General features: G+C 34.9%; 30 protein-coding genes. 12 read left to right on the top strand and 18 right to left on the bottom strand.

All coding sequences use genetic code 11. The annotated features are described in order from the left end of the window. Positions 1-191 precede the first annotated feature (191 nt). On the top strand, positions 192-389 hold the full coding sequence (locus tag MKX37_RS01255) for a hypothetical protein (RefSeq protein WP_002115459.1): 198 nt from the start codon (positions 192-194) through the stop codon (positions 387-389). A 15-nt stretch (positions 390-404) separates the two neighbouring features. Here MKX37_RS01255 and MKX37_RS01250 read toward each other — a convergent pair whose 3' ends face one another. The 7 genes from MKX37_RS01250 to MKX37_RS01220 form a co-directional block, all read right to left on the bottom strand. After that, the gene (locus MKX37_RS01250; protein WP_002169304.1) at positions 405-1550 is read right to left on the bottom strand and encodes an ABC transporter permease; all 1146 of its coding nucleotides are present in this window, start codon (positions 1548-1550) and stop codon (positions 405-407) included. Positions 1551-1561: 11 nt separating this feature from the next. Continuing rightward, positions 1562-2758: an ABC transporter permease gene (locus MKX37_RS01245; protein WP_078422264.1), complete on the bottom strand. Its 1197-nt coding sequence runs from the start codon at positions 2756-2758 to the stop codon at positions 1562-1564. A gap of 15 nt (positions 2759-2773) precedes the next feature. Continuing rightward, on the bottom strand, positions 2774-3706 hold the full coding sequence (locus MKX37_RS01240; protein ID WP_000960163.1) for an ABC transporter ATP-binding protein: 933 nt from the start codon (positions 3704-3706) through the stop codon (positions 2774-2776). Between the two features lie 138 nt (positions 3707-3844). Then, a complete protein-coding gene (locus MKX37_RS01235) occupies positions 3845-4501 on the bottom strand; it encodes a response regulator (protein ID WP_033730961.1) in 657 nt (218 codons plus the stop codon). Continuing rightward, positions 4498-5691, bottom strand: coding sequence for a sensor histidine kinase (locus tag MKX37_RS01230; protein ID WP_000902013.1), 1194 nt, complete (start codon positions 5689-5691; stop codon positions 4498-4500). The genes MKX37_RS01235 and MKX37_RS01230 overlap by 4 nt, the downstream gene beginning before the upstream one ends. 153 nt (positions 5692-5844) lie before the next feature. Then, positions 5845-7731 carry a ribosomal protection-like ABC-F family protein gene (gene abc-f, locus MKX37_RS01225; RefSeq protein WP_002124786.1) on the bottom strand — a complete coding sequence of 629 codons (1887 nt, stop codon included), beginning with the start codon at positions 7729-7731 and terminating at the stop codon, positions 5845-5847. 124 nt (positions 7732-7855) lie between these two features. Continuing rightward, complete coding sequence (locus MKX37_RS01220) at positions 7856-7990, bottom strand: RAxF-45 family protein (RefSeq protein WP_303047613.1); 135 nt, start codon at positions 7988-7990, stop codon at positions 7856-7858. Between the two features lie 420 nt (positions 7991-8410). Here MKX37_RS01220 and MKX37_RS01215 point away from each other — a divergent pair, with 420 nt between their 5' ends. Together MKX37_RS01215 and MKX37_RS01210 are read left to right on the top strand one after the other, a co-directional pair. Then, positions 8411-8539 (top strand): hypothetical protein, encoded by a 129-nt coding sequence (locus MKX37_RS01215; protein ID WP_002029408.1) that lies wholly within the window; start codon positions 8411-8413, stop codon positions 8537-8539. A gap of 133 nt (positions 8540-8672) precedes the next feature. After that, the gene (locus tag MKX37_RS01210) at positions 8673-9467 is read left to right on the top strand and encodes a DUF4931 domain-containing protein (protein WP_002187517.1); all 795 of its coding nucleotides are present in this window, start codon (positions 8673-8675) and stop codon (positions 9465-9467) included. 11 nt (positions 9468-9478) lie between these two features. Here MKX37_RS01210 and MKX37_RS01205 read toward each other — a convergent pair whose 3' ends face one another. Continuing rightward, a complete protein-coding gene (locus MKX37_RS01205; protein WP_000713256.1) occupies positions 9479-10012 on the bottom strand; it encodes a transglycosylase SLT domain-containing protein in 534 nt (177 codons plus the stop codon). Positions 10013-10260: 248 nt separating this feature from the next. On the opposite strand from MKX37_RS01205, the gene MKX37_RS01200 reads away from it, so the two are divergent. Beyond that, positions 10261-11910, top strand: coding sequence for a DUF2334 domain-containing protein (locus tag MKX37_RS01200; RefSeq protein ID WP_063226040.1), 1650 nt, complete (start codon positions 10261-10263; stop codon positions 11908-11910). Positions 11911-11943: 33 nt separating this feature from the next. Here the strand turns inward: MKX37_RS01200 and MKX37_RS01195 are convergent, their stop codons facing one another. From MKX37_RS01195 to MKX37_RS01175, 5 genes are all read right to left on the bottom strand, one after another. After that, complete coding sequence (locus tag MKX37_RS01195) at positions 11944-12714, bottom strand: TatD family hydrolase (protein ID WP_002009903.1); 771 nt, start codon at positions 12712-12714, stop codon at positions 11944-11946. A gap of 747 nt (positions 12715-13461) precedes the next feature. Then, positions 13462-13818 carry a YxeA family protein gene (locus tag MKX37_RS01190; RefSeq protein WP_002009906.1) on the bottom strand — a complete coding sequence of 119 codons (357 nt, stop codon included), beginning with the start codon at positions 13816-13818 and terminating at the stop codon, positions 13462-13464. Between the two features lie 261 nt (positions 13819-14079). Beyond that, complete coding sequence (locus MKX37_RS01185) at positions 14080-14916, bottom strand: YitT family protein (RefSeq protein ID WP_002009911.1); 837 nt, start codon at positions 14914-14916, stop codon at positions 14080-14082. A gap of 117 nt (positions 14917-15033) precedes the next feature. Next, positions 15034-15363, bottom strand: a complete 330-nt coding sequence (locus MKX37_RS01180; protein ID WP_002091410.1) for a PH domain-containing protein — start codon at positions 15361-15363, stop codon at positions 15034-15036. Between the two features lie 160 nt (positions 15364-15523). Further along, a complete protein-coding gene (locus tag MKX37_RS01175; RefSeq protein WP_002124775.1) occupies positions 15524-16501 on the bottom strand; it encodes a LacI family DNA-binding transcriptional regulator in 978 nt (325 codons plus the stop codon). Positions 16502-16806: 305 nt separating this feature from the next. Here MKX37_RS01175 and MKX37_RS01170 point away from each other — a divergent pair, with 305 nt between their 5' ends. Further along, positions 16807-16899: a DUF3948 family protein gene (locus MKX37_RS01170; protein ID WP_012260201.1), complete on the top strand. Its 93-nt coding sequence runs from the start codon at positions 16807-16809 to the stop codon at positions 16897-16899. A 71-nt stretch (positions 16900-16970) separates the two neighbouring features. Here MKX37_RS01170 and MKX37_RS01165 read toward each other — a convergent pair whose 3' ends face one another. Next, a complete protein-coding gene (locus MKX37_RS01165) occupies positions 16971-17576 on the bottom strand; it encodes a lysophospholipid acyltransferase family protein (protein WP_002124771.1) in 606 nt (201 codons plus the stop codon). Between the two features lie 336 nt (positions 17577-17912). On the opposite strand from MKX37_RS01165, the gene MKX37_RS01160 reads away from it, so the two are divergent. Then, complete coding sequence (locus MKX37_RS01160) at positions 17913-18008, top strand: DUF3948 family protein (protein ID WP_002124767.1); 96 nt, start codon at positions 17913-17915, stop codon at positions 18006-18008. 68 nt (positions 18009-18076) lie between these two features. On the opposite strand, the gene MKX37_RS01155 is transcribed toward MKX37_RS01160, so the two are convergent. After that, positions 18077-18217 (bottom strand): YrzO family protein, encoded by a 141-nt coding sequence (locus MKX37_RS01155; protein WP_002063481.1) that lies wholly within the window; start codon positions 18215-18217, stop codon positions 18077-18079. Positions 18218-18238: 21 nt separating this feature from the next. Continuing rightward, positions 18239-19207, bottom strand: coding sequence for a DMT family transporter (locus tag MKX37_RS01150; protein ID WP_078422263.1), 969 nt, complete (start codon positions 19205-19207; stop codon positions 18239-18241). Positions 19208-19334: 127 nt separating this feature from the next. Between MKX37_RS01150 and MKX37_RS01145 the strand changes: the two genes are divergently transcribed. Together MKX37_RS01145 and MKX37_RS01140 are read left to right on the top strand one after the other, a co-directional pair. Next, entirely contained in the window at positions 19335-20201 is an 867-nt protein-coding gene (locus tag MKX37_RS01145; protein ID WP_033730964.1) for a LysR family transcriptional regulator, read from the top strand. Between the two features lie 255 nt (positions 20202-20456). Further along, positions 20457-20558, top strand: a complete 102-nt coding sequence (locus tag MKX37_RS01140; protein ID WP_002124760.1) for a DUF3948 family protein — start codon at positions 20457-20459, stop codon at positions 20556-20558. A gap of 65 nt (positions 20559-20623) precedes the next feature. Here MKX37_RS01140 and MKX37_RS01135 read toward each other — a convergent pair whose 3' ends face one another. Further along, on the bottom strand, positions 20624-21571 hold the full coding sequence (locus MKX37_RS01135; protein ID WP_033708172.1) for a helix-turn-helix transcriptional regulator: 948 nt from the start codon (positions 21569-21571) through the stop codon (positions 20624-20626). 131 nt (positions 21572-21702) lie between these two features. Here MKX37_RS01135 and modA point away from each other — a divergent pair, with 131 nt between their 5' ends. The 3 genes from modA to MKX37_RS01120 all read left to right on the top strand — a co-directional run bounded on the left by modA (position 21703) and on the right by MKX37_RS01120 (position 24331). Further along, positions 21703-22500, top strand: coding sequence for a molybdate ABC transporter substrate-binding protein (modA, locus tag MKX37_RS01130; protein WP_002169309.1), 798 nt, complete (start codon positions 21703-21705; stop codon positions 22498-22500). A gap of 5 nt (positions 22501-22505) precedes the next feature. Next, positions 22506-23180 (top strand): molybdate ABC transporter permease subunit, encoded by a 675-nt coding sequence (modB, locus tag MKX37_RS01125; RefSeq protein WP_078422262.1) that lies wholly within the window; start codon positions 22506-22508, stop codon positions 23178-23180. Positions 23181-23479: 299 nt separating this feature from the next. Further along, on the top strand, positions 23480-24331 hold the full coding sequence (locus MKX37_RS01120) for a GRP family sugar transporter (RefSeq protein WP_078422261.1): 852 nt from the start codon (positions 23480-23482) through the stop codon (positions 24329-24331). A 67-nt stretch (positions 24332-24398) separates the two neighbouring features. Here MKX37_RS01120 and pnuC read toward each other — a convergent pair whose 3' ends face one another. Continuing rightward, a complete protein-coding gene (gene pnuC, locus MKX37_RS01115; protein ID WP_002091429.1) occupies positions 24399-25049 on the bottom strand; it encodes a nicotinamide riboside transporter PnuC in 651 nt (216 codons plus the stop codon). A gap of 196 nt (positions 25050-25245) precedes the next feature. On the opposite strand from pnuC, the gene proC reads away from it, so the two are divergent. After that, the gene (proC, locus tag MKX37_RS01110; RefSeq protein ID WP_002124750.1) at positions 25246-26049 is read left to right on the top strand and encodes a pyrroline-5-carboxylate reductase; all 804 of its coding nucleotides are present in this window, start codon (positions 25246-25248) and stop codon (positions 26047-26049) included.

Genomic DNA, 26049 nt, shown 5'->3' with positions numbered 1-26049 from the left:
ATAACGCCAATTCTGTAATTATCTTTACTTTACCTATAAAAATAGTATGAATTAATTTCAAGATTATTCCTTTTCACTAGTTATGTCAATCCTTGCTAATTGATGTCTTTCAAAAAATAAAAAACACCTTCTATTACCTAATAGTCCCGCATAGAATAATAACAATTAACTACCAAGAAGGGGGCGAAAATATGGACAACCTATTCCAATATGTCCTGCACTATGTATTATTAACAATCATAATAGTCGGGGCGTTATTACTATTCCCTTTCTTCCCAAAGTTCGTCCTCTTTTTAGCTTTTTTTATTATGCTCGGGATCGCTATTATAATTTCAACAAGGGAAGATACCACACAAAAAGAAAGCAGAGTTCAGCGCGTAAAGCTGTAACTCTGCTTTCTTTTTTCAGTCATAACGTATTCTTGTTAAACCAATTACGAAAAATACTCCTGCAAATAAAATGAGTATACCAATATATCCTCCTATATCAGCTAATGTACCTCCCCTTACAATTAACTCAGTAAAGCCACGCATCGCCCACGTTTGCGGAACAAAATTTGCCGCCGCTTGCATCCATGAAGGCTCAATTTCAATTGGCCAATAAAGACCACCAATCATACACGTTGAAATTACAACGATATTCCCTAGTGCGGACTGCTGTTCTGTTGTTTTCACGATACTTGCCAATAATAAAGCTAGACCAATAACCGCTAATAGCAATACTGAAACGAGTGTAATAACCCCTAATAAATTTCCCCACTGCACATCAAATAATGAATGCGTTAATATCATTAAAACACCAAATTGAATCCACCCTATTAAAAAGAAGGAAAGGATATATCCTGCTAGTATTTGAACTTTTGAAACTGGTGCCCCTAATAAACGAGACCAAACACCAAGTTGTCTAGTTTTCAAAATAGTTCCCGTCGCACTTAACATGACAATCATGACGAATAGAATTGAAAAACCTGCCGCTCGCCCTGTAACGTTATTTAACTTTTGATCATCGTGTAAAATCAATTCTTTTTGAATCGAAACAGGATCTATTTTTGTATAAATTGTTTCATACATCGTTTCCCACGAAGTGTTACTTTTCTTCTCAAAATCTCTTGCTGCACTAACTTCTATCTCCATCTTTTTTAATGCACTTGCTAATACTTGCTCTACAGAAGTTCCACCCGTAAAATCAGCACTGGCTTGAAATTGGATATTTTCTACTTTTCCATCTAGCATACTCTTTTGAAAATCTTTCGGAATGATGATTATACCAGATGCTTTCTTATCTTCGATCCTCTGTGTCCCTTCCCTATACGTTACCTTTTCTATAGAAATTAAATCACTTTTCTTTATTTCCTCATAATACTTGCCAGATAATACAGAACCATCTTTATCTACTAAACTAATATTTACTTTCTCATTCCCACTTCCGCCTAAAAGTCCACCGAATATGAGTGTAAAAATAATAGGCATTCCAAACATGAGTATATAACTTTGTGGCTTAATTAAAATTTGTTTTAATTCTAGCCAACAAAGCGCCCAAACTTTCTTCATCATTTCCCCTCCTATCTCGTACTTAAACGTAACGTTCCAATCATAACGGAGATAATTCCTGCACTACATAAACTTAAAATGACAGGGAATAGCACATCCCAAGATGTTCCCGACATAATATTTAAAAAGCTCGTAAGTGCCCATTTATTCGGAGCAATATTTGCAACTGTTTGAAGTGTATCGGGAAATACGTAAATCGGTAACATTGATCCTCCTAATATAGCTAGTATTTGAATACCGATTCCCCCCATTAAGTCTGCCGTTTTTTCCTCACGAATAAAAGCGGCGATTAACATAGATAAACCAGAAACACAAATTGCATAAGAAATTCCCAACACTACTATTTGAGACACATCTGCGCCCCATTCCACATGAAACATAAAGTGTGTAGCAACTATAAATATTCCAAATTGTATACAGGCAAATAGTAATGTACCTAAAAACTTCCCGAATAAAATTGAAAATGAGCTCGTCGGTGTACTGAACAAACGCGCCAACGTTTCAGTTCGTTGCTCTGTTACAACTGACTTTGCACCTACTGTTATGTTATATAGTAAAAACATGACTAACATTGCTGCTGCATAATATTGCATCGCTGCAACTGTTTTTTTTCCTACCGTTCCTTTTTGGATGTTACCCACACTTGCAGTTGCTATCGTCTGTAGACTTCCACTTACCTCTTTTGCAACTTGTGCTACATCACTCTGCTGAGATTTTGCTAATTCTGTTACAACACTTTTAGTAGATACTGCGACTGTTTGAACACGTTCTGAAAAAGAGCGGATCATTGACTCAGCAATTTTTGCTTGTATATCTTTTGATGGGTCTATAAGCACCTTTGGTTCTTTTAATTTTCCATCTTGTACTTGTTCGCTCCATTTATTTGGGATGGCAATTCCTACATCTATTTTCTTTTCCTTTAACATATCTTCAAGCTCTTCCCGAGAGTTAACTACCTTTACTTTCACATCATCTTTTATTTCTTTAGATTGCAATACATCTTTTTGAAAGACATCTGCAAACTCATCCGTTCCCTCTTGATAATAGCCAATTACTGTTTTCGGTAGTCCACCACTCTCAAATACATTACTTAATGCTGAACCTAAAATGGCCGTTAATACAAGTGGCATAATTAACATCATCATAAATCCGCGCCGATCAATTAAACGGATTTTTAAATCTTTCCATGCAATAATGAAACTTCTCATCTCGTACTAACCCCCTTAATCACGAAGTGAACGTCCTGTTAATTGTAAAAAAAGTGCCTCTAAATTCGGTTCTTTTACTTCCAGTTTTAAAATTTGAGCTTTGTTTTCAACAACTTCTGAAACAACTATGCCAATTGCCTCGCCACCATTTAGTCCAATATCAATCGTGCTACTATCTTCGTCAAAAATAATCCGCTCAACAACAGGTAGTGCCTTCAACTTTTGTAGCAGTTCCGTACTGTAGCGATTTAATTGCAATTTCACCATAAACCCATCTGTTAGACGATTACATAGCTCTCTTTTCGTTCCTAGTGCAATTACCTTTCCATGATCAACGATGGCAATTCGCTCACATAAATACTCAACTTCTTCCATGTAATGACTCGTATAAATGACCGTCATACCTTTTTCATTTAACTTTTTAACAGTCTCTAAAATATGATTTCTCGACTGCGGATCAATCCCGACTGTCGGTTCATCCATAATTAATAACTCTGGTTCGTGCATAAGTGCTGCACCAATATTAATACGCCTTTTCATTCCACCTGAAAATGTTTCAATTTTATCTTTTCCCCGATCCTGTAAACCGACGTAAGCTAACACTTCCTCTGCCCGCTCTTTTGCAACTTTTCCATTTAAACCGTACATCTTTCCCCAGAAGATTAAATTTTCCTTTGCTGAAAGTGTCGGATACAGCGCAATGTCTTGCGGGACAATACCGATTTTCTTTTTCGCTTCTAATGGATACTCTTTTACAGATTTCCCACCAACTTTTATATCACCACTATCGTATGGAATTAACCCGCAAATCATTGATATCGTCGTTGATTTCCCCGCTCCGTTTGGTCCAAGCAATCCAAATGTTTCACCTTTTTTCACTTCAAAAGAAACATTCTTTACGATTTCCTTCTTGCCAAATGATTTCGTAATATGATCTATGACTAACATATTGATTCAGCCCCTTTGTATTCATCTACACTTTCATTGTAGAAAAATTTCTTCTTCTCTCCATCACCCTTAAGATAGAAATACAAAATAAAAAAGCAGCAAATTCTGCTGCTTTTTCACACTTATATATGCCAAAAGTCATGTGTACATCGTGACGCCATACCTTACTGCGTATATTGCTGCTTGTGTTCGATCTCTCAGTTCTAGCTTACTAATCAAATTAGAAACATGATTCTTAACAGTTCCCTCTGTAATAAATAGCTTTTCGGCAATCTCTTTATTATTTAACCCCAGTCCAATTGCTCTTAAAACATCTACTTCTCGCTCAGTTAATTGTTTTAGTTGTTCTGGTGGGTTACACTCTACTGCCACTTTCGTCTTTTTTAATTCCTCTATAATTTGCGCTGTTATATCCTGAGGAAGCACAACCCCGCCACTATACACCGTTAAAATTGCTTGCGCGATTGCATCTGTCTCCATATCCTTCAATAAATAACCACTCGCTCCTTGCTCTAATGCCTCAAAAATAAGCTCACTATCACTAAAAGTTGTTAACATAAGAACCTTTATATAAGGAAACTTTTCTCTAACTAAACGAGTTCCTTCAACACCATTCATACGAGGCATCCGAATATCCATCAAAATAATTTCAGGCTGTAATTGTTTCACCTTTTGTACGACTTCATCCCCATCACTAGCCGTCCCTACCACTTCCAGTTCCGGACGTAAATTTAATATCATTGCCAATCCATCACGAATCAGTGATTGATCATCAACAATCATAATTCGAATCATAACGCTCCCCCTATTACCCATGTTTTTTCTCGGAGTGGAAATTCGATTTTTAGGCGAAAACCTTTTTCTATTTCACTCTCAAATTGAATGATTCCACCATGCTCCTCTACACGTTCTTTCATATTAAGTAAGCCAAATCCAGGGCTTACTTCATTGACTCCCATACCATTATCCAAAATACATAACTTAACTTGTTCCACTGAACAAACTAAACTCACTTCACATAAACTAGCTTTTCCGTGACGTTTTGCATTCGTTAAAGACTCTTGCATAATACGAAGCAACGTAGGCTGTAGTGACAACGGAATCAAAACCGGATCTCCTTGTAATTGAAAAGATACTTGTACTTTCGTCACTTTAGAATATCCATGTAACATTTCACGCATATTCTCTATTATGTTCCCTAGTTTACTTTCCTCTTTTAAGGCATGCACAGAAGCTCTCACTTCTTGAAGTGATTTTCTAGCTAACCCATGGCATGTATGTAAAACCTCTTCTGTAGCGTCCGATTTTTGTTTCCATAAAACCTCCGCCAGTTGTAACTGAACAAGTAATGCCGTCATATTATGACCAACAGTATCATGAATTTCTCGGGCAATATCATTTCGCTCCCGAACAGCTGTCAATTCTTCTACCTCTTTTGCATATAGACGTAATTGCTCATGTGCTTCTTTTAAAGCTGTATGAGATAATGCTAATTCCCCATATTGCTCATCTACCATTTGCCGAGCAGCTGTAAGTTTTTTTATTAAGTTTCCAGCTAAAGCACTGAAAATGATAAACATAAAGTTAATTGCATTACTCTCCAATTCCAGACTCTCTGTATGTTGATACGTATGTAGTATATTTATAAACCAACAAAGAAAGAAAAAAGCGATAAAAAAATAAGTCATCCTTTTACGCCAATCATGAATAAATAATCCTACCGCATCAATTCCAAATATAATTAAATACAAACATGTCTCGGGAAATAAAAACCCTAATAACGCTGTGACAATACCGTTTGTGAGCAAGGTATAAAAAACAAGTTTCCTACTCCCTTTTGCTTTTACAAGCAAAATATGATTCACAATATAAATAAAAAGTGCAATACCGACAAAAATTTGTAAATTTTCTGTTTCACGTGAAACATGATTTGCGTAAACTAAGCAAATCATGACGATTGTAGCAATCCGCGCATATCCTAACATAAAATTCTCCCCACGTTTTAGTGACCTAAAGTTCATTCTATTATCACAGCAGCAAGAAAATTATACCAATTTTTCTGCTTTCATTATACTAAAAAGAGCAAGCCCTCCCCCAAAATATGAGGAAACAACTTGCTCTTTTTCATTCTATTTTCTTTACTCCACAATATTCTCTAACTCATTATATAACTCCGCTCGTAAAAACTCTTTTTTCGTTTTTTCTTCATATAATTGTTCAAGCATTTCAACATCAACTACATTTTCCATTTTACATTCGAGTGCATATATATCTTCTTCTATATGCATTAACTCATTTTCAACTGCCTCTAAATCCCTAGACTTCTTCTTTTTTATAGGCATTACTTCTAACGCTTTATTCCCTTGCTGTTGCTGCTTCTGTTTTACTACCTGTTTCTCAATTCTTTCTTCCCACTTTTGACGAGCCCATGCATAGTTCCCTGCAAACTCAAATAATTTGTGCTCATCAATCCAATATGTCTTTTCAAACAATTTATTTAAGAAATAACGATCATGTGAAACAGCTAAAATCGTCCCATTATATTGTTCAAGGGCCTCCTCTAAAACCTCCCTTGATTCAATATCAAGATGATTCGTCGGTTCATCTAAAATAAGAAAGTTAACATCTTGATACATAAGTTGCGCGAGCCTTAACCTCATTTTTTCTCCACCGCTAAGTTGCGTTACTTTCTTAAAAACAGCTGGACCATAAAATAAGAAACGAGCTAATATATGTCTTGCTTCTCCCTCTGTTACAGCCACGCAATCTCTGAAAGCTTCCAATACATTGTTCTTCATATTCCCGTACGCATGTTGCGATAAATAACCAATTTTCACACTACTACCAATCCGAATTTCTCCAGCATCTTGCTGCATTTCTTTTAGTAATAGTTTTAATAACGTAGTCTTTCCTGTACCATTACGTCCAACGATAGCTGCGCGCTCCTGAAAACGAATATGCAAATTTACTTTCTCGAATAAAGACCGTTCATCAAATCCTTTACTCACTTCTTTCATTACAACAACATCTTTCCCGCTTCTCTCTTGCCCTTCAAACTGAAGTCCCATCTGTTTTCTATCCAAAATGGGTCTCTTTAGTTTCTCTATGCGCTCTAATGCACGTTCCATATTTCTGGCTCTCTTATGCAATCCTTCATTCGGCGGATTCGCTTGATTTGCCCATTCACGTAGACGCTTAATTGCTTCTTTCATTTTCTTTATTTTCTTTTGCTGTTCTTGATACGCTTGAAATTCTTGAAGCAGCCTTTCTTCCTTTTCCTCAACAAACTGTGAATAGTTCGTATGATATACGTGAATTTCTCCATCTTCTAAATCAAAAATTTTCGTTACAACTTCATCAAGGAAATAGCGATCATGCGAAATGACCATAACTGTTCCTGTATATTCTTTTAGAAATTGCTCTAACCACTCGACTGCAAATAAGTCCAAATGATTTGTTGGTTCATCTAACAAAAGTAGATCTGGTTTCTGCAATAGCATATACGCAAGGCTTACTTTTGTTTGTTCTCCACCACTTAACTCCATAAATGATCTTGGAAATAGTTCCGTCACCTGTAGACCATTTGCTACCTTCATAATATTCGCTTCTATTTCATAACCACCGAGAAACGCGTACCTTTCTTGAATTACTCCGTATCTCTCCATCAATTTTTGTAAAGCAGATGATTCCTGTTCTTCCGCCATATTTTTTTCTAAAGCATGCATTTCTATCTCCAACTCTTTTTCCTTTTTAAAAGCGGAGCTTAATACATCATATACATTCATTTCATTATTAAATTTTGGAATTTGTGCTACATGACCGATGCATGTACCTTTCTTCATATGAATGGCTCCTGCATCCAAACTCTCCATTCCTGTTAGAAGCTGAAAGATAGTTGTCTTCCCACTACCGTTACGACCAACTAATCCAATACGTTCTCCATTCTTTATTTCAAGCGATATATTTTCAAATATGATGTTTCCACCAAAAGATTTCTTTACATTATTTACACTACAAATTGTCATTTTCCGTACTCCTTTCAATATAAAAAACCATGGGAAAGAAACATTCCCCATGGTTTTTGTCATAGAAAAAGGAAGCCAAATAGCTCCCTTTTCACACGTTTATCAAAAATGGGTGAAGAGACTTCTATCGTTCAATAGCTACTATGCAATTGTTAAAAAAGGGCATACGTATCCCGTTAACAACTGCATCATGAAAAATCGCACGACAAATATAGATATAAGCTAAAAATTTTGCGCGCGTAGCTAAAGAACATTTCATCTCATTCACTCCTTTCGTACGGAATTTAATACTTACTTCTTTATTATACTTCCCCGATTTATGTTTGAATAGTCATTTTTCTGAAAATAATGAAGATAGACTAAACATTTCAATAAGTGACATCAAATCTTACAAAACTGTTATGTTCACGTAATGGAAAGCGATAGTACGAAAAGATGCCTCCCTATACAATAAAGATATAAACAAGAGAGACAAAAACAAGGAGGAAACAATCATGATGAAAGAAATCGTAAAAGCAATCTTTGAGGTATTAGTGAACGGACAAGCAGTTGTAAAAGAACTAAACGAACTATAAAAGGGAGGAAAGAACTATGATGAACATGCTAAAAATGATCTTACATGCTTTAGTTGATGCGAAAGCAGTTAGCCAAGAATTAAACCAACAATAAAAAGGGGTATATGAATATGAAGAAAGCCATTATTGTAATCGCAAGTACAGCAATTGCCTTATACACAATAAAAAATAGAAAAAAGAAACAAAATGAAAATGCTCTATATTATCCATACACACTATTAAAGAAAAAATAAAAGACAAGGTACCCTATTGCAATGAGGATATCTTGTCTTTTATTTTTCTCTATTCCCTTTAAAGGATTTCCTTCTCCTTTTCCCGAATGTATTAAGCGGGATTTTTACATATATTTTAAAGGGGCATATACAAATGGATACACAACAACTATATTTTTTAAACGATATCGGTAAACAAAAACCAGAAAGCATTCGGAACAGAAGCGCTGCATGTCCTTTTTGTGACAGAGAAAATTTAACGGATATTTTAGCAACTGAGGGCTCTATTATTTGGTTAAAAAATAAATTTCCTACATTAAAGGATACCTTTCAAACCGTGCTAATCGAAACAGATAATTGCGAAGACCATATCGCAACATATACAGAAGAACATATGAGAAAACTAATTCGCTTCTCTATTCTCCATTGGTTAAACTTACAGGAAAATGAAGAATTCACTTCTGTGATTTTATACAAAAATCATGGTCCATTTTCAGGCGGAAGTTTGCATCATGCACATATGCAAATTATCGGAATGAAACATGTAGACTATCTTGAAAATATTGAGGAAGCAAATTTCCAAGGGGTAATTGTTCAAAAAAATGAACGCATTGAACTCAATATTTCAGAGCGTCCTATTATCGGCTTTACTGAATTTAATATCATCATTGAAGATATTGCATTTATAGATGAAATGGCCAATTATATTCAGCAAACTGTACGTTACATACTGACAGATTTCCATAAAGGATGTAGTAGTTATAACTTATTCTTCTATTACTTAAACAGGAAAATCATTTGTAAAGTTGTTCCTAGGTTTGTCGTTTCACCGTTGTATGTAGGATATAAAATACCGCAAGTTTCTACAAAACTAGAAGATGTGAAAATACAACTAGCGCAGTATTTCACGAAAGAAAAGGATGAAATTGTTCATAAAAAAACAGAGTAGGTATAGAAAACCTACTCTTTGATTACACCTTTATTTCGATAGTATACATCCTCTAATCCGATGTTATACTTCATATTGTTATCCGTCCACTCTGGTCCTAAATTCCCTGGCCATCCAGATGTATTCGCTATATATTTCAGTAATGCAAAATCAGTCAAACCTTTTTGCACCCCGCGCTTATAACCTTTCATTAAATGCGGCATTGCAATTTGCGCATTTGTACGTGGATCTTTCAGCTCTTCATCAGTTAAATGATCTGGCGCAAGCCCACCACCGCGGTGTAATTGAAACAATCCGAATGAAGTTCCGTTATCTCCAACACTTCTTGGATTTAACCTACTTTCATGTTCGGCAATTGTAAGAGGTATCCATTCCGGAAGGTTTACTTTCTTTGCTTCCTCTATAATGATTTGTTTCATCTGTTTTGCTTCTTCTGAATCAACATAGCTTGTTTCATTCATTAGCTTACCCATTCCTTCAGACTTTCCTTGGAAATATAAATACACTCCAAGAACAACTAAAAATCCTACAAAGAATTTCTTCACTACCTCTACCTCTTTCTCCGCTGAAATTTGTCCCCTTTCAGCCTTCCTTTTACAATTACCAACACTCTATCATTCTCTTACCTTTCAATCATAGCAAATTACTATACATATTATCATCATGCTTTAGACCGATTTTGCGAAAAAACATATGGTAAATACGTGCAAAAATGTAACTTACATGGACTATAACTTATTTCTTGTATATAATTGTAAATTGAATTCTATATATAGAATAGGAGCATAAATAAATGAAAAGAACTCTACTAATCTTTTTCAGCATTTTACTACTCATTCCTATACATACCTCTGCACAAACATCATCAAAATCAAAAGTACTCGTTTTGTATAGTACAGAAGACAACAAAATTACAAACAATGTACAAATCCTTAATACTCAGTTAGGGCACTTTACAAAAGATATAACAGTAAAAAGCTTAAAGGAAGTAAAGGAAAGTACTGAATCATCTTCTTATACACATATTGTTTATATTGGAGAGAAAAAAGAAGATTTTTCTATTGCAGCAAAACAATTTCTAGAAAACTTCTCAGGTCCCATATTAGTTTTAGGACAAAATGTTGAACAATTATCTAATCGTTTTTCTTTCATTACCCCGAAAGAAACCGATATACGAATTCACACTATAGAATATCCGACTAACCAGTTAAAAAATGAATTACATGAAGAACGCTTAATGAAGAAAATTGAAACAAAAGGAACAACTCTTGCTTACGCCTTGAGTGCTGATGGAACTCATCCGTTAATCATTCAGCAAGGAACATCCTATTATGTTGCAACTCCAAACCTTTTCGATTGGATGTCTCATTACGTCGGTGAAATGTTATTTTCTTATTTCGGACAAAAACCTGAAACAAATAAAACTTCAGCTTATTTACGTCTTGAAGACGTTCATCCAGCTGTAGATGTAAAGCAATTAAAAGAAATCGCTGAATTACTAAAAGAGAAAAAGCTCCCTTATATGATTACCGTTATCCCTGTTTACAAAGATCCAGACACAGGAAAAACAGTACATTTAAAGGATAACTCTGAATTAATCGATGTTTTACACTTTATGCAAGATAATGGTGGCTCTATCGTTATGCATGGTTACACACATCAGTTTTATGATAGTGAAACTGGCGAAGGTTTTGAATTTTGGGATGTAAAAACAGATCAACCAATTCGCCAACCAAACCATGAAAAATCAAAAACAAAAAAAGATTTTCAGTCTCCAGAAGACTATAATAAATACGTAAAAAACGGGAAAGCCTTCGAAGAAAAATATATTAAAGATCATATTGAAAAAGGGATTACAGAGCTTGTAGAAGCTAAATTATATCCAGTTGCCTTTGAAGCTCCGCACTATACAATGTCTCAAAAAGGATATGAAATACTATCACAATATTTTTCAACTTATGTAGGACAAATACAACTAAACGATACAACTTGGAAATCAATGCACTCACCAGCTTATATAAGTACACCGTCATTTTTGCATGGGATGAAATTAATTCCTGAAACTGTTGGCTTTATTGAAGAAGGGAAGCCACAAGCTATAGCAAAAATGAAAGAACGTGCTTTATCTATCACTAAACTATCTGATGGAATTATCGGTGCATTTTATCATCCTTACTTGGGCGTTGAACCATTAAAAGAAGTATTAAAAGAACTAGAAAGTATTCCAAACATAGAGTGGATTGATTTACAAAAAGACATGAATGAAGTAAAAATGAAAGATATTCATATTACTACTAATAAAGAAGGCATTCACGTTGAAAAACCAACAAGTGCGAATGACATAATTGATTATATAAAACAATATGGGTTCTTCCTTATAATTGGGTTCATTATAATTGTCTTTCTTTTATTATTAAGACGTGCGAAAAAATTAGAGTCATAAAAAAAACACCAAGCGAGATGCTTGGTGTTTTTTTTATGACTCACTAACTTTATAAAATCGCACCGTATTCGCATATATTTGCTCAGTAACTTTCTCTACTGATATTTTTTTTATTATACTAATTTCTTGTAATACATCTTTTATCATATAAGGATGTGTCATCGTATCCTTCTGAAATTCCCACGGCCCATCTGTTTCTACCATCATATATTCAAGCGGATAATACGAAACTATTTTTCTAATTTTCTCCTTATGTAAAACATCCGGTGTGATAGAAATATAATAACCGTTCCTCATCATCCGTTTCATTGTCTCTTCACTTCCTTTAAACCAATGAAAGTGTGCACGCGAAACTTTATATTCTTCAAGTAAACCACATACAGTGTCAGTATCTTCATAAACCGCATGCAATATAATTGGTAAATCGTATTTACTAGCTAGTTCCACAAACTTTTTTAACACCGCTATGTATGGATCAATAGCAATATTTTCATCTTCTTTCCTTAAATAATATGGGAGTCCCACTTCACCAATCGCAACAATTTCATCTACATGATCTTCAATTAATTTATAAATTTTCTCACATTCCTCTTTATGAATCGGCTGCTCCGGATGAAAACCTATTGCTGGATGTACAAAAGGATATCGCTTTGCTAAAGATAAAGTTTCTAGACATGATTGATAATTCATAGATACTGCAATAAGCCCTTGTATCTCTTTACTGTTTTCCACATCTATAAATAATCTACTTTTCTCTTCATTCTCATATTGATCAACATGTATATGGCTATCAATCAATTTCATCTTTATGCCCCCATAAAAAAAACAAGAAAGGGTCTTCCTTCTTGTTTTATCATCTATATTAGTTAACAATTAAATTTGTTATTATATCAAATAATCCAATACATACTACGGCAACAGTAAAGTAGCTACAGAAATCTTTAATTGGAAACTTCACTACTTCTTCTTTACGCATCCCAGTTTTCTCCCTTCTTAATATATCCCTAATTATTTTTTATCTATTTGTATCTATTATGCAAAAAATATGACAAATTTACTATCGAATTAACTTACGTAAACCTTACAATGTTGTAAGGTTTGAAAAAAGGCCTCATCTTAAGCTAAGATGAGGCCTATTCAAAGTTAGTTGGTTTTTCGTTCTTCATTAACATTGCGAATCAGAAAGTAATAAAATGAGACTTTCTAGTTACACTATATTAAATTTACTATCTTTTAACTATCGAATTGCATTACAGGAGTCTTACATATTTGTAAGCTATGTGTAATGTAATTCGATAGTTCCCCTTACCTATACTTTGTACAATAAGGTTAGAAAGTAAGCCAAATAAGAAGAATACTCACATAACCAAATTACATTGCTAGTAGCCGACTCTTCTTATACCTTTCACTCATGCTACTACAATGTACCCCCTTCCCCCTTATATAATAAGAAAAGCCTTAGTCCATATGGACTAAGGCTTTTTCACGGATCTAAAATACCCCTACCTAGTATTTTTATTTTCGACAAAAAATAGGCGGGGGTATAATTCGCTATCTCATCGTTAAAAGTTTACTCTTCGCATTAATAGGAATATTTCCAGCTTCAATTTCTTCAATTGCCTCGCCGTAGCGTCCTTTTGCGTACACCTTTAATGCTTCATCTCTCTTTAACATATGCTTAACAGTCTTCTTTATTTTTTGTTCTCTTCCACGTTCATCAAATGCAATAAATTCATATTCATACCATTCATCACCGACATGCTGACCAATCGCATCCACAATTGTATAGTATTCTTTCGTCGTATAAAGCGGATTATATTTATCAATAACCGGTCCAAGTTTCGTAGGTAGTAATACTACTACTATCACTACCATGGCTATTACAGTAGTAATTATTTTTTTCTTCATAATACTGATCTTCCTCCTCTGCAGGATACTTATACATCCATTCTAAAGAGCAGGAATTTAATCTACCATTCAATCCCATTACATTACCCTTACATTTTTGTAAGAATAAAGTGAAACTTTAATCAGCCCTCACCAATCGGGCGTTTACGGGCAGTTGATCTCCCACCTAACTTCTTTGCTCCAGCTGAATTTTGAGGTGGGAGTTCTACTGCCCGTTAATGCGGGATAAAAAAAAGATGAACGAATTTTCTCGTTCACCTTTTAGCTTGCTTTAAAGCCACCGCCAAGTACATCACGCACATCGTGAATGACAACGAAGGCATCTTCATCAACTCTACTAATAACTTGCTTTAACTTAACAAGCTCTTGTTTATTAATAACGATATATAAAACTTCTTTATTTTTACCAGTATATCCGCCGCGTCCCTCTAATACAGTGACACCGCGTGTCATGTTTTTTGTAATAGTTTCACGTATTAAATCCGGTTGATTTGAAATGATTGTAACAGCTGTTTTTGTATCCATACCTTCCACGATGAAATCAATTACTTTCGCTCCGACAAATACAGCTACAAGTGTATACATTGCCTTTTCTTGTCCTATTATAAATACAGAACCCGCAATTACAACGATATCAATAATAAGTACGCCTTTACCAACGCTCCAACCTAAATATTGATTTGCTAGTCGAGCTAAAATTGCCGATCCTCCTGATGTACCTCCAGCTTTGAACATACAGCCTAATCCGATACCTACAAATACACCAGCAAATAAAGCTGCTAGTAACGTATCACTATTTACTTGATATTCGATATGTTCTGTAACATATAAAAACAAAGAGGTTTCCACAATACCTATAATTGTGTAAACCATCGTTTTCTTATCAAAAAATTTATAACCTACAGCTAATAAAATTGCATTCAAACCAAAATTCACAATTCCTGGTGACCAATCAAATAAATAGTACGTAACAACCGTTAAACCAATAATTCCACCCTCTGATAAACGGTTTGGAATTGCAAAGTAATTAATACCAATTGCGAATAATAATGAACCAATTGTAATTAGTGTTATTTCCTTTATACGTTGATTAACCATAGTTCATACCTCCCCCCATTTGACATTGTATCACTATCTCCTAGAGGTTTAGAAGTTGTTTTTATTCCGCATTTCCCCTCACAAAGACCAAGATATTATGTTTAAACAAAGGGGTGATTAATTATTCATATTAGCTCTAACTGTACGGACAAAGCGCTCCACATTCCCACTCTGAATATACTTAGCTCTAATGGTTTCACGATTACAAGTACATTCGAAATATGGACGGAAATCTATGTCATCTATATGCAAATATGAATACTCTTCAAATATCGCAGGATAGCACGAAAATTTCCCGTAAAATAGAAGACGTCTAGTAGTGGCAACAAAAATCCCATGTTGATAACATAAAGTAAAGTCATCCTTTTCAAATATCCCTACGACAAACGCTAAAATCTTTTCGTCATCCTCTACATATTTTTTCATACTTAATAAAAGTTCATTCATGCATATTCCTCCAAATTCTATTCATTGTTTTAGCACTTGAAAAGAATCCATGGATTATTACAGACCGGTGTAACTCTTTTATAAAGTATGAAACGCGTTTCCTGTCAAAGACATTTCAAAAAATAATCCGTTATGTGATTATACACATAACGGATAAATACTAAACCGTTGAGCGTTCCACAAGTTTATACGGAATTTCCATCTTTTCTTGTTTAGAACCCTCATCACTTACTTGCCTATAAAACATTTCAAAAGCCGTCTTACCTATTCCCTTTAAATTTTGGTCAATGGTTGTCAGTTGTAAAACTTGAGAAATCGGTTGATTATCAAAACCAATAATCGCTAAATCCTCAGGAACTTCAATACCTAATTTTTCAACTTCTGTCATGATCCCAATAGCAACTTCATCTCCTGCCACTATTAATGCTTCAGGAGGATTCTCCATCTCCTTGAATTGATGTGCAACTCTTACACCATCTTCTAACGTAAAGCATTCTGTGAAAATCCGATCTTCCATCACTTCTTCATCTATTAATTGTAGCTGTTGTTTATAAGCATCAAAACGTTTCTTACTACTTGGCCCTAACTTTCTTCCCGTACAATATCCAATCTTCTTATAACCTTTTTCAATAAGGTAACTCATCCCTAATTGAAAGGCATTAAAATGATCTGTATATACACTCGATATGCTTTCAATATCATTATCCTCACAAGCAATAACCGCCCCATACGCTGCATAAGGCTCTATAGTTTCCCACTCATTAGCACGAGAACAAATGATAAGACCGTCTAGTTGCTTTGTTTTCAACATATGTAAACTTTTCATTTCTTCTTTTTTATTGTAGTTCGTTTGACAAAGAAGCACCCTGTAATTATGAGCTAACGCAACTTCCATCATTCCACCCACCATCGCATCAAAAGACGGATGATTAATATAAGGTAAAATCACGCCAACAATATTCGTCTTCCCTTTTGATAAATGAACAGCATTTGCATTTTGCGAGTAATTCAATTTCTCAACTATTTCTAAAACAACTTTCCTTTTTTCTTCACTTACATATGGATGATCATTTAATACCCTCGAAACAGTCGTAACTGAAACCCCAGCCATCTTTGCAATATCTTTAATATTAGCCATACACTCACCTCTACTTTTAACTTAATGAATCACATGAACATATGTCAAATCTTCTCATCATGACACTTTCATTCGTTTTTCTTACAAAAGTGTAATTTTCCTGTAAGCTAATTCGATAGTGACTCTCCGCAACATTTCATATAATTAAGTCAGAAACAGGGCAACAACCATTTGAAAAGGAGCGGATCTATATGATGAACAAAATGAAAACGAACAATTTCTTAAATACAATGAGCTTGGTATTTTCCGCTCTTATCGATGCAAAAGCTGTTGCTTCTACATTAAACAAGTAAGGAGAATGCATTATGAACAACATCACTTTTAATAAATTAGATTTTTTAGGACTAGCTAGCGGCACGGTTCTTCTTACTGCTTTCATTTACGCTGCTACACTATAACTTCGTGTCCCCTTTCCCCTTTATATAAATAATAATAGAAAAGACGACCGTCTATGCACGATCGTCTTTTCTTATTTTTGATTCGGCTGCAAAACTTCCTTTAGTTCTTCAAACTTTGCATTTAATTCATCTGTCATCATTTTCATAGCCGTTTTTCGGTCTATTTGTTCTTCAGCATCGATTTGAATTGGGTCTCCAAAAACTAATCGCGCTTTTTTTCCTTTTATCAATTCTTTTATACTTGATGGACCAACATAAGCTGCCGGTATTAACGGAACGTTAGAACGCATTGCAATCGTAACAGCCCCAGCTTTTAGTGAAACGTCTTCTGATGACCTCGTCCCACTCGGAAAAATCCCTACTACTTTTCCTTCTTTTAATAAACGTGATGGAATTTTTAATGTGCTTGGCCCTGGATTCGCACGGTCTACAGGGAATGCATTTACATTTTTAAAAAACCAATTTTTAAATTTCCCTTCAAACAATTCTTTTTTTGCCATGTAATGAATTTGGGTTGGGTACATTCCTGCCGCTAACATTAAAACATCCATAAAACTTGTATGTGTACACGCAACAACGTAAGGGCCACCTTCCGGTAATTTCTCTCTCCCTTGTACTTCTACCTTCCCAGCCATTTTAAATATATATTTCAACGAAAATGTAATTGGTTTATACATTTGTTTCGTTCCTTTCTGAATATCCGAAGTATAATCATTTTCTTACAACGATTATAACACTAAGTTTTAGGAGTTGGTAATAAAAATAAGTATTTATTGTTAAATTTCAATTCTTACAAAAGTGTAATTTTCTTGTAAGCTAATTCGATAGCGGCTCCCTCCACTATCTTATACAATTAAGTCAGAAAGTAACAACAACCATTTGAAAAGGAGCGGATCTATATGATGAACAAAATGAAAACGAACAATTTCTTAAATACAATATGCATGGTATTCTCCGCTCTTATCGATGCAAAAGCTGTTGCTTCTACATTAAACAAGTAAGGAGAATTTATAATGAATAACATGACTTTTAATAAATTAGATTTTTTAGGACTAGCTAGCGGCTCGATTCTTCTTACTGCTTTCATTTACGCTGCTACGCTTATATAACTTTGTGTCCCCTTTCCCCTTTATATAAATAATAATAGAAAAGACGACCGTCTATGCCCGGTCGTCTTTTAATTTTTTCTTTCCTTCAAGTCTTTTAAAAGCTGTATCAATTCAGCTTGTTGTTTTATATTTTTACGACCGTTTCGATTAATTGCTGCAAGCTCGCAGGCAACTCCAGCAGCAAAGAAAAACAATAAACTTTCTAACATATAAAATCCTCCAGTTGCCTATTAAACAGCTTGACGCAATTGCTTTTCTTGCAAAATTTGTTTATTTATATTTTCTTCTTTTCTCTGACAAACATTATTACGAATAAGCGCTGCAATAACAAATAATGTTCCTACAATATCAAATGTTGTTATTTTATACCCTTGCATCATCATAATAACTAAAGTAGTAATTGGCACAAAGTTAATAAATAAAATACCATTAATGGATGATAAGATTTTCACACCGTAGTTCCAAGCAAGTAGTGCTACGATACCTGGTAATGTCATCATAAATAACAAATCATACTTCACAATAGAAATCGTTTCCATACTTGGAACAGATACATATCCAAGCACTGTAATGACCACAGTTATAATCCCTGTGACAGTTGTACCCAATACACATGTCAAAGTAGAATAGCGTAATGTTGACCAATCGCTACACGTTTGACCACCCATCGTATAAATAACCCATCCTACAACACCAACAAATATAAATGCTAGCGAAAACATGTTATCTTTCAATGTTAAAAAGAAACTCATATCACCTTTCGTAATAACAAATACAGCCCCTACAAACGCAATAATCATGCTCGTTATCATATATTTCTTCGGCTTTATATTTTTATATCCCCATAAAATACAAATTGAAATCATTGGCATAAGCGCCTCCATAATAGAAGCTACCATTACACCTGATTTTCCCATTAACATTTGTCCTAGAAAAATTAATACATTATATACGGTAAAAGCCATTGTTCCAAAAAAGATGAGTAACTTCCCTCTTCCTTCTAAGCGAAATGCCTTCTTTCCTTCTTTCATTAGCAATAATACAATCAATACAATTGCTACCGCACCATAACGAATAAACGAAAAATAAAATGGATCTATGTATTCTAGAGCATGATCAGCAACCGGAAACATCGCTCCCCATGACATACTTGCAATTAAACATGCCAAAGCACCTATTATCATTTGACCTTTTCTCACCACAATCCCCCGCTTCTTTCTATTTGCACAAAGAGAATTGTAAAAGAAAAAATATATCACGTAAAATGATTCAAAATGATGTTAACTATCATTTATAATGATAGTTAACATCAAGGAGGAGCATAAAATGGAATTACGAGACTTACAAATCTTCCAGAGCGTTGCCGACCGCGGTAGTGTAAGCGGCGCAGCAAAGGAATTAAATTACGTACAATCAAATGTAACCGCACGTATTAAACAATTAGAAAACGAGCTGAAAACACCTCTCTTTTACCGTCATAAGCGAGGCATGACTTTAACAGCTGAAGGAAGAAAAATGCTCGTTTACGTTCATAAAATTTTGCAAGATGTTGAAGAGCTAAAACAAGTGTTTTTAGATAGTGAAACACCATCTGGTATATTAAAAATCGGTACAGTCGAAACAGTCAGTACATTGCCTACCATTTTGTCTTCTTACTACAAAAGCTATCCAAATGTCGATTTATCATTACAAGCTGGTCTAACGGAAGAGCTTATTAGAGAAGTACTCGATCACCAATTAGATGGCGCCTTTATATCAGGTCCTATTAAACATCCACTAATTGAACAATACGATGTTAGTACTGAGAAATTAATGCTTGTTACACAAAATAAAGCTTTTCATATAGAAGAATTTACTACGACGCCCCTACTCGTTTTTAATCAAGGATGTGGATACCGTTCCAAGCTTGAACGATGGCTTAAAGATGAAGGTTTGCTACCAAAAAGAATTATGGAGTTTAACATATTAGAAACTATATTAAATAGCGTAGCGCTCGGTCTTGGGATTACACTCGTCCCCCAGTCTGCGGTGCATCACCTTTCTACAGCAGGTAAAGTACACTGTCATCCAATTCCGGAGAAATATGGTAGTATTTCAACTGTTTTCATACGCCGTAAAGATAGTTACATGACCAATTCGATGCGAAGCTTTTTAAAAACAATTGAAGCACATCATCATATCAATATGCTTTAAAAGACATTCTTACACGAATGTCTTTTTTTCTTACAAAAGTGTAAGTCTTACGTAAGCCAATTCGATAGTTGCAGGCTGCTATATTTCATATAATTAAGACAGAAAGCAGGGCAACAACAATTCGAAAAGGAGCGGATACGCATGATGAACAAAATGAAATCAAACAAATTTTTCAATACAATGGGCATGGTGCTATCCGCACTTATCGATGCAAAAGCAGTTGCAACTACATTAAACAAATAAGGAGAGATTATAATGAACAACATTACTTTCAACAAATCAGACTTTATCGGACTTGCAAGTGGAGCTACTCTTCTTACTGCATTCATTTATGCACTTGCTCAAAGTCTTATTTAACACTTTGTTTCCCCCAACCCCTTTATATATAGAAAAGGCTGCTCGTCTTATAGACAAGCAGCCTTTTAGTTTGTTTCATATATAATTTGGCCTGTTTTGCTTATATCATATCCACCAATTGCTTTTAATTCATTGTGAAACTCTTCAGATTGCAAAACCTCTTTTATAACCTCAATAAGTTCCTCATTTTCTTTATTCTTCAGAAGTACTAAATCATACTGTTCTTTCATTATTGGAATAAAGTCTACGTTCACAATTTGGGAAAACTTTTCTGATCCTACCCCAATATCAGCTTTTCCATTCGCGACTTGCGAGGCAACGCCAAGGTGATTCGATTCTTCCCATTCATACCCGTTAATATCTTCTTTACTTAATTTTTGAATTCGCAATTGCTCATCCACTAACACCCTAATACCAGAACCTTTTTCTCGATTTACAAATCGTATAGATGACTGAGCTAAATCAGCCCATGTTTTTATATTTTGTGGATTCCCTTTTTGCACATAAAACCCAACATTTCTTGCTAATAAATTCATCATAATATATGGTTGTCCAACTAAAATACGTTTTACGTAAGGAACATTATATGTACCCGTTTCACCATCAAATAAGTGTAAACTAACGACGCTTCCTTCTCCTTGGTACATCTTCACTAAACTCGTTAAACTACCTTGATACGCTCTCAATATATTAGAATTTGGCAATCGATTTTCTATATGCTTTGCCAACATATCTAACGTTAGTTCTTGACCACTAATGATGCGTGTATTCGAACTACTAATTTCGTCCTTCTTTACAGGAGTAAATTGTACCTTCCCTGTTTTCATTTGCTTTATATATTGTTCTAAATCAGCTGCATCAATGCGCATCTGTCTACCAACTCTATAAGAAGGCAGTTCTCCTTTTTTAATTAAGTCGTATACAGTTAGTTTTGATACTTTTAATCGCTTTGCTACTTCTTCCGTTGTGTAGGAATGATGATCCATAGACGATTCCTCACTTTCTTCCTTCATTGTAACAAAGAAAAGAATATTTCTCCTAGTTTTTAAAAACAACTATATCGTTCAAATTATATTCAATTATAACTAGTTATATTTAGTTATAATTAGTTATAATTAGTTTAGTAAACGAAGGGGGATTTTTTATGAACAAATTTACATTACGATCCATTGGGGTACTTATACTTTCTTTTCTTCTTATATTCAGTGCAGCTTGTTCAAGCGAAGAAAAGTCAGCTGCTAAAGAGGGAAAATCAGTGGAGCTGACTATATCAGCGGCTGCAAGTTTACAAGATTCACTAAAAGAAATTGAAAAACAATATAAAGAGAAAGAACCAAACATTAAACTTTCTTTTAACTTCGGTGCTTCTGGTGCACTTCAACAACAAATCGAACAAGGTGCACCTGCTGATTTATTCTTCTCTGCAGCAGAAGATAAATTCCAAACCCTTGTTAAAAAAGGATTCATTAATGAAAAAGAAGGGAAAAACCTTCTTGGAAATGAACTAGTTCTAGTCGTTCCAAAAGATAGTTCTCTTACAAAATTTCAAGATTTAAAGGATGCGAAAATCAAGAAAATCGCACTTGGTACACCCGAATCTGTACCTGCAGGAAAATATGCAAAAGCTTCTCTCACACATGAAAATCTTTGGAATGACGTTCAAAATAAAATCGTATTTACAAAAGATGTTCGCCAAGTGTTAACATATGTAGAAACAGGTAATGTTGATGCTGGTATTGTATATAAAACAGACGCTCTCGTTTCAGACAAGGTGAAAATTGTAGAGGCGGTAGCGGCTAATTCTCATGAGCCAATCCACTATCCTTTAGGTGTTATAAAGGAATCTAAGCATAAGAAAGAGGCGACTTCATTCTATGAGTATTTGCAATCAAAAGATGCACAATCTATCTTTAAGAAATATGGATTTACAATCCTGCCATAATTGCTATGAGCTTTGATACAATTTTGTCACCTGTCTTTCTATCCTTGCGAGTAGCTACATGCGCCACCATTATCGTTACGATCTTAGGAACGATTATTGGACGAGCATTGGCGCGCTCCTCGTGGCGATATAAAGTACTACTAGAAACTATTTTCTTATTACCAATGGTGCTTCCACCAACTGTTATCGGCTTTTTTCTAATTATCATTTTTGGAAATAACAGTCCCATTGGAAAGTGGATTGAATCATTATTTCAGCAGTCCATTATGTTTACATCTACTGCTGCTATCATTGCTTCTACAGTCGTTGCATTTCCGCTCATGTATCAATCAGCAAAAACAGGATTTTCCATCGCGAATGTGCAAATTGAAGATGGTGCGCGCGACCTTGGTGCGAGTGAATATCAAGTTTTTCTACACGTTACACTCCCACTTGCATTCCCCGCGCTACTTAGCGGTATGATTTTAAGCTTCGTTCGCGCACTCGGGGAATTTGGTGCTACTTTAATGTTTGCAGGAAATATACCTGGCAAAACACAAACGATTCCAACTGCAATTTATATGGCTATTGATGCAAGTAATATGCAACTCGCTTGGACTCTTGTCATCATAACAATTAGCATGTCATTACTATTTTTATTATGTATTCAAATCATTAACAAGCGAATTACCACTTCCTAAAGCAGTTTTCGACAAAAGCTGCTTTTTTTATTTCCCGAAAAATAAAATGACCTAACTAATGACTGAATTTTATTTCTTATTTAAATATACATTTTATTTGAATTCACTTTCTAAAATAGGTAATTTCCTGTTATTATATGAAAGTGTTTCAAAAAGTGAAGAAATGAAAACGCATTTATATCGTAAGTTCTTCATCCTGTTTTAGCGATCGGTAATCTTCTACTCTATTAGTGGGGCATTACCGATCGTTAGAACGATATGTAATTATATTGGTATAGAAAACCGAAGGGAGTCTTGTAATGGACATTTTATTAGCGCTTCTTCCTGCAATCGCATGGGGAAACATCTTATTAGTAAGCGTAAAAATGGGCGGTGGTGCATATAGCCAAACGGTAGGTATGACAATCGGTGCTCTATTCTTCGCAACAGTTATGTATGTATTTACTCAACCAGCTTTAACAATGACAGTCTTGATTGTTGGTTTTATTTCAGGTTTATTCTGGGCTTTAGGACAAGTAAACCAATTAAAAACAGTTGAAAAACTAGGTGTTTCAACTACTGTAACGATTTCTACTGGTATGCAACTTGTTGCAACTTCTATCTTTGGGGTTATCGCTTTCCATGAGTGGACTACTACAACAACGATTGTTCTGGGAACGATTGCAATCCTATTAATCGTAGTTGGTGTTGTATTCACATCACTAGATGATAAAGAAAATGCACAGCCACCAGGACAATTGAAAAAGGGACTTCTTACTTTAATTGTTTCTACTTTCGGTTATCTTGTATATGTAATTATTATTCGTTGGTATAACATTGATGGTTGGTCTGCTATTTTACCACAGGCAGTTGGTATGTTCGTTGGTGCGGTTGTACTGACGTCTAAACATAAACCATTTAACAAATATGCAATGCGTAATGCTTTATCTGGTTTACTATGGGGAACAGGAAACTTATTCTTACTTCTTTCATTACCACGTGTCGGAGTAGCGACAAGCTTCCCGTTATCTCAAACTGGAATCGTTATCTCAACATTCGGTGCGATTGTCTTCTTAGGTGAAAAGAAAACAAAACGTCAATTGATCTTTATTGCACTAGGTAGTGTTTTAATTATCGGCGGCGCTGTATTGCTTGGTATGACAAAAGCATAAATTCACACTATATTTAACCCCCCTGAAACGTATATGCTTCAGGGGGGTTTTTGATTACAATTATTTTCTAAATATAATTATTTACACGTTCTCGCTCTTTATGGTTTTTCTTCCATTCTAGCAAGCCATCGATACATAAAAATAGATTAATAATAGCTAATACTAACATGACGTATAAGCCCGTTGAAATATAAATCACAATGCTAACTATGTTATACAAAATCCATAAATGCCAATTTTCTAAGATTTTTCGGCTCAGCATAAATTGAGCTACTAATCCTAATACAGCGTTTAAAGCATCTAAATATGGACTTGTCGATTCTAAATAACGGACTTGATAATATCCCCAACCAATCCAAGCAACTAAAATAAAAAGTATATAAATAATCCATCCTTTCAAATCTAAGCGAACTGTCGGCTTTACCTTCTCCTCTCCACTACGCGCAATCCAGTAATACCAACCGTACACATTAAATATAAATTGGAAGGCTGCTAATACTGCCATTGCGTATAAGCCTTGTGTAGTGAAAATATACAGAAATACCGCAACTGTAATCATCCCAAATAAAAAGTTTGATACCTTTTCCCTTGCAAGTAACCAAACATTAATAATCCCCATAACCGATGCGAAAATTTCAATATAACTTGATCGGATATAGAATCCAACTAATATGCAAATAATACTAGAAATGAGTAAAAAAAGTGGACTTCTAACCATATTTATCTCTCCCCAGATATGTAACAAACTCCCTATCAACAGTATAAGAAATAACTCTTATACTTACTATAAATTTTCTCCTGTAAAACCCCCCACTCATCTATTCCACTTACGATAAGCCGTTTCTTTTTACAAAATTCTCTTAAAAATGGTATCGTTTTTTATAACATATTCTCATCAGAAAGGAATAAAGGATATGCCTAATAAACATCGAATTTTATTTATTGGTGCCGGTCGTATGGCAGAAGCTATATTTACTGGACTACTTACAACAAGTAAAGAATACATCGAAGAAATTATTGTTTCCAACCGAAGTAACATAGAAAAACTAACGCAATTACAAACTCAATATGATCTATCGATTACAACAGATTGGAAACAGCATATTAAATCTGTAGATACAATCGTTTTAGCAATGCCGCCTGTCGCACATGAACAGCTATTAGCGGATCTATCCCCTCTTCTAACTAATCAATTTGTCGTGACAGTTGCTGCCGGAATCGGACCATCTTATCTAGAAGAAAGACTTCCCCAAGGGACACCTGTTGCTTGGATTATGCCAAATACAGCTGCTGGGATTGGAAAGTCTATCTCCTTATATACGACGGGACATTCTGTAGATGAAACACATCAAGAAACGTTACAACTTCTTTTAAAAGGTATCGGTACCTCACAGTTTTGTACCGAAGAGGAAGTTCACCAACTTACCGCAGTTACTGGTAGTGCACCCGCTTTTCTCTATCACTTTGCTGAAGGTTTAATTGAAGCAACGAAAAGCTATGGGATTGATGAGGAAACAGCAAAACACCTTGTCATTCAAATGATTGCTGGCTCTGCCGCTATGCTCCAGCAAAATCAGGATCCAGCTATGCTCCGCGAACAAGTAACAACACCAGGAGGTTCAACGGCTGAAGGCTTAAAAGTTCTATATGAAAATAATTTTTCAGAAGTCATTCAACAAGCAGTTGAAGCGACCAATAAAAAAGCTAGGGGGAATTAA

Origin of the sequence: Bacillus sp. FSL R5-0709 (genome assembly GCF_038004785.1) — a bacterium.
Taxonomy (GTDB): Bacteria; Bacillota; Bacilli; order Bacillales; family Bacillaceae_G; genus Bacillus_A; species Bacillus_A mycoides.
The sequence above is the reverse complement of the archived record's forward strand: the minus strand, read 5'-3'. Positions and strand labels throughout refer to the sequence as shown.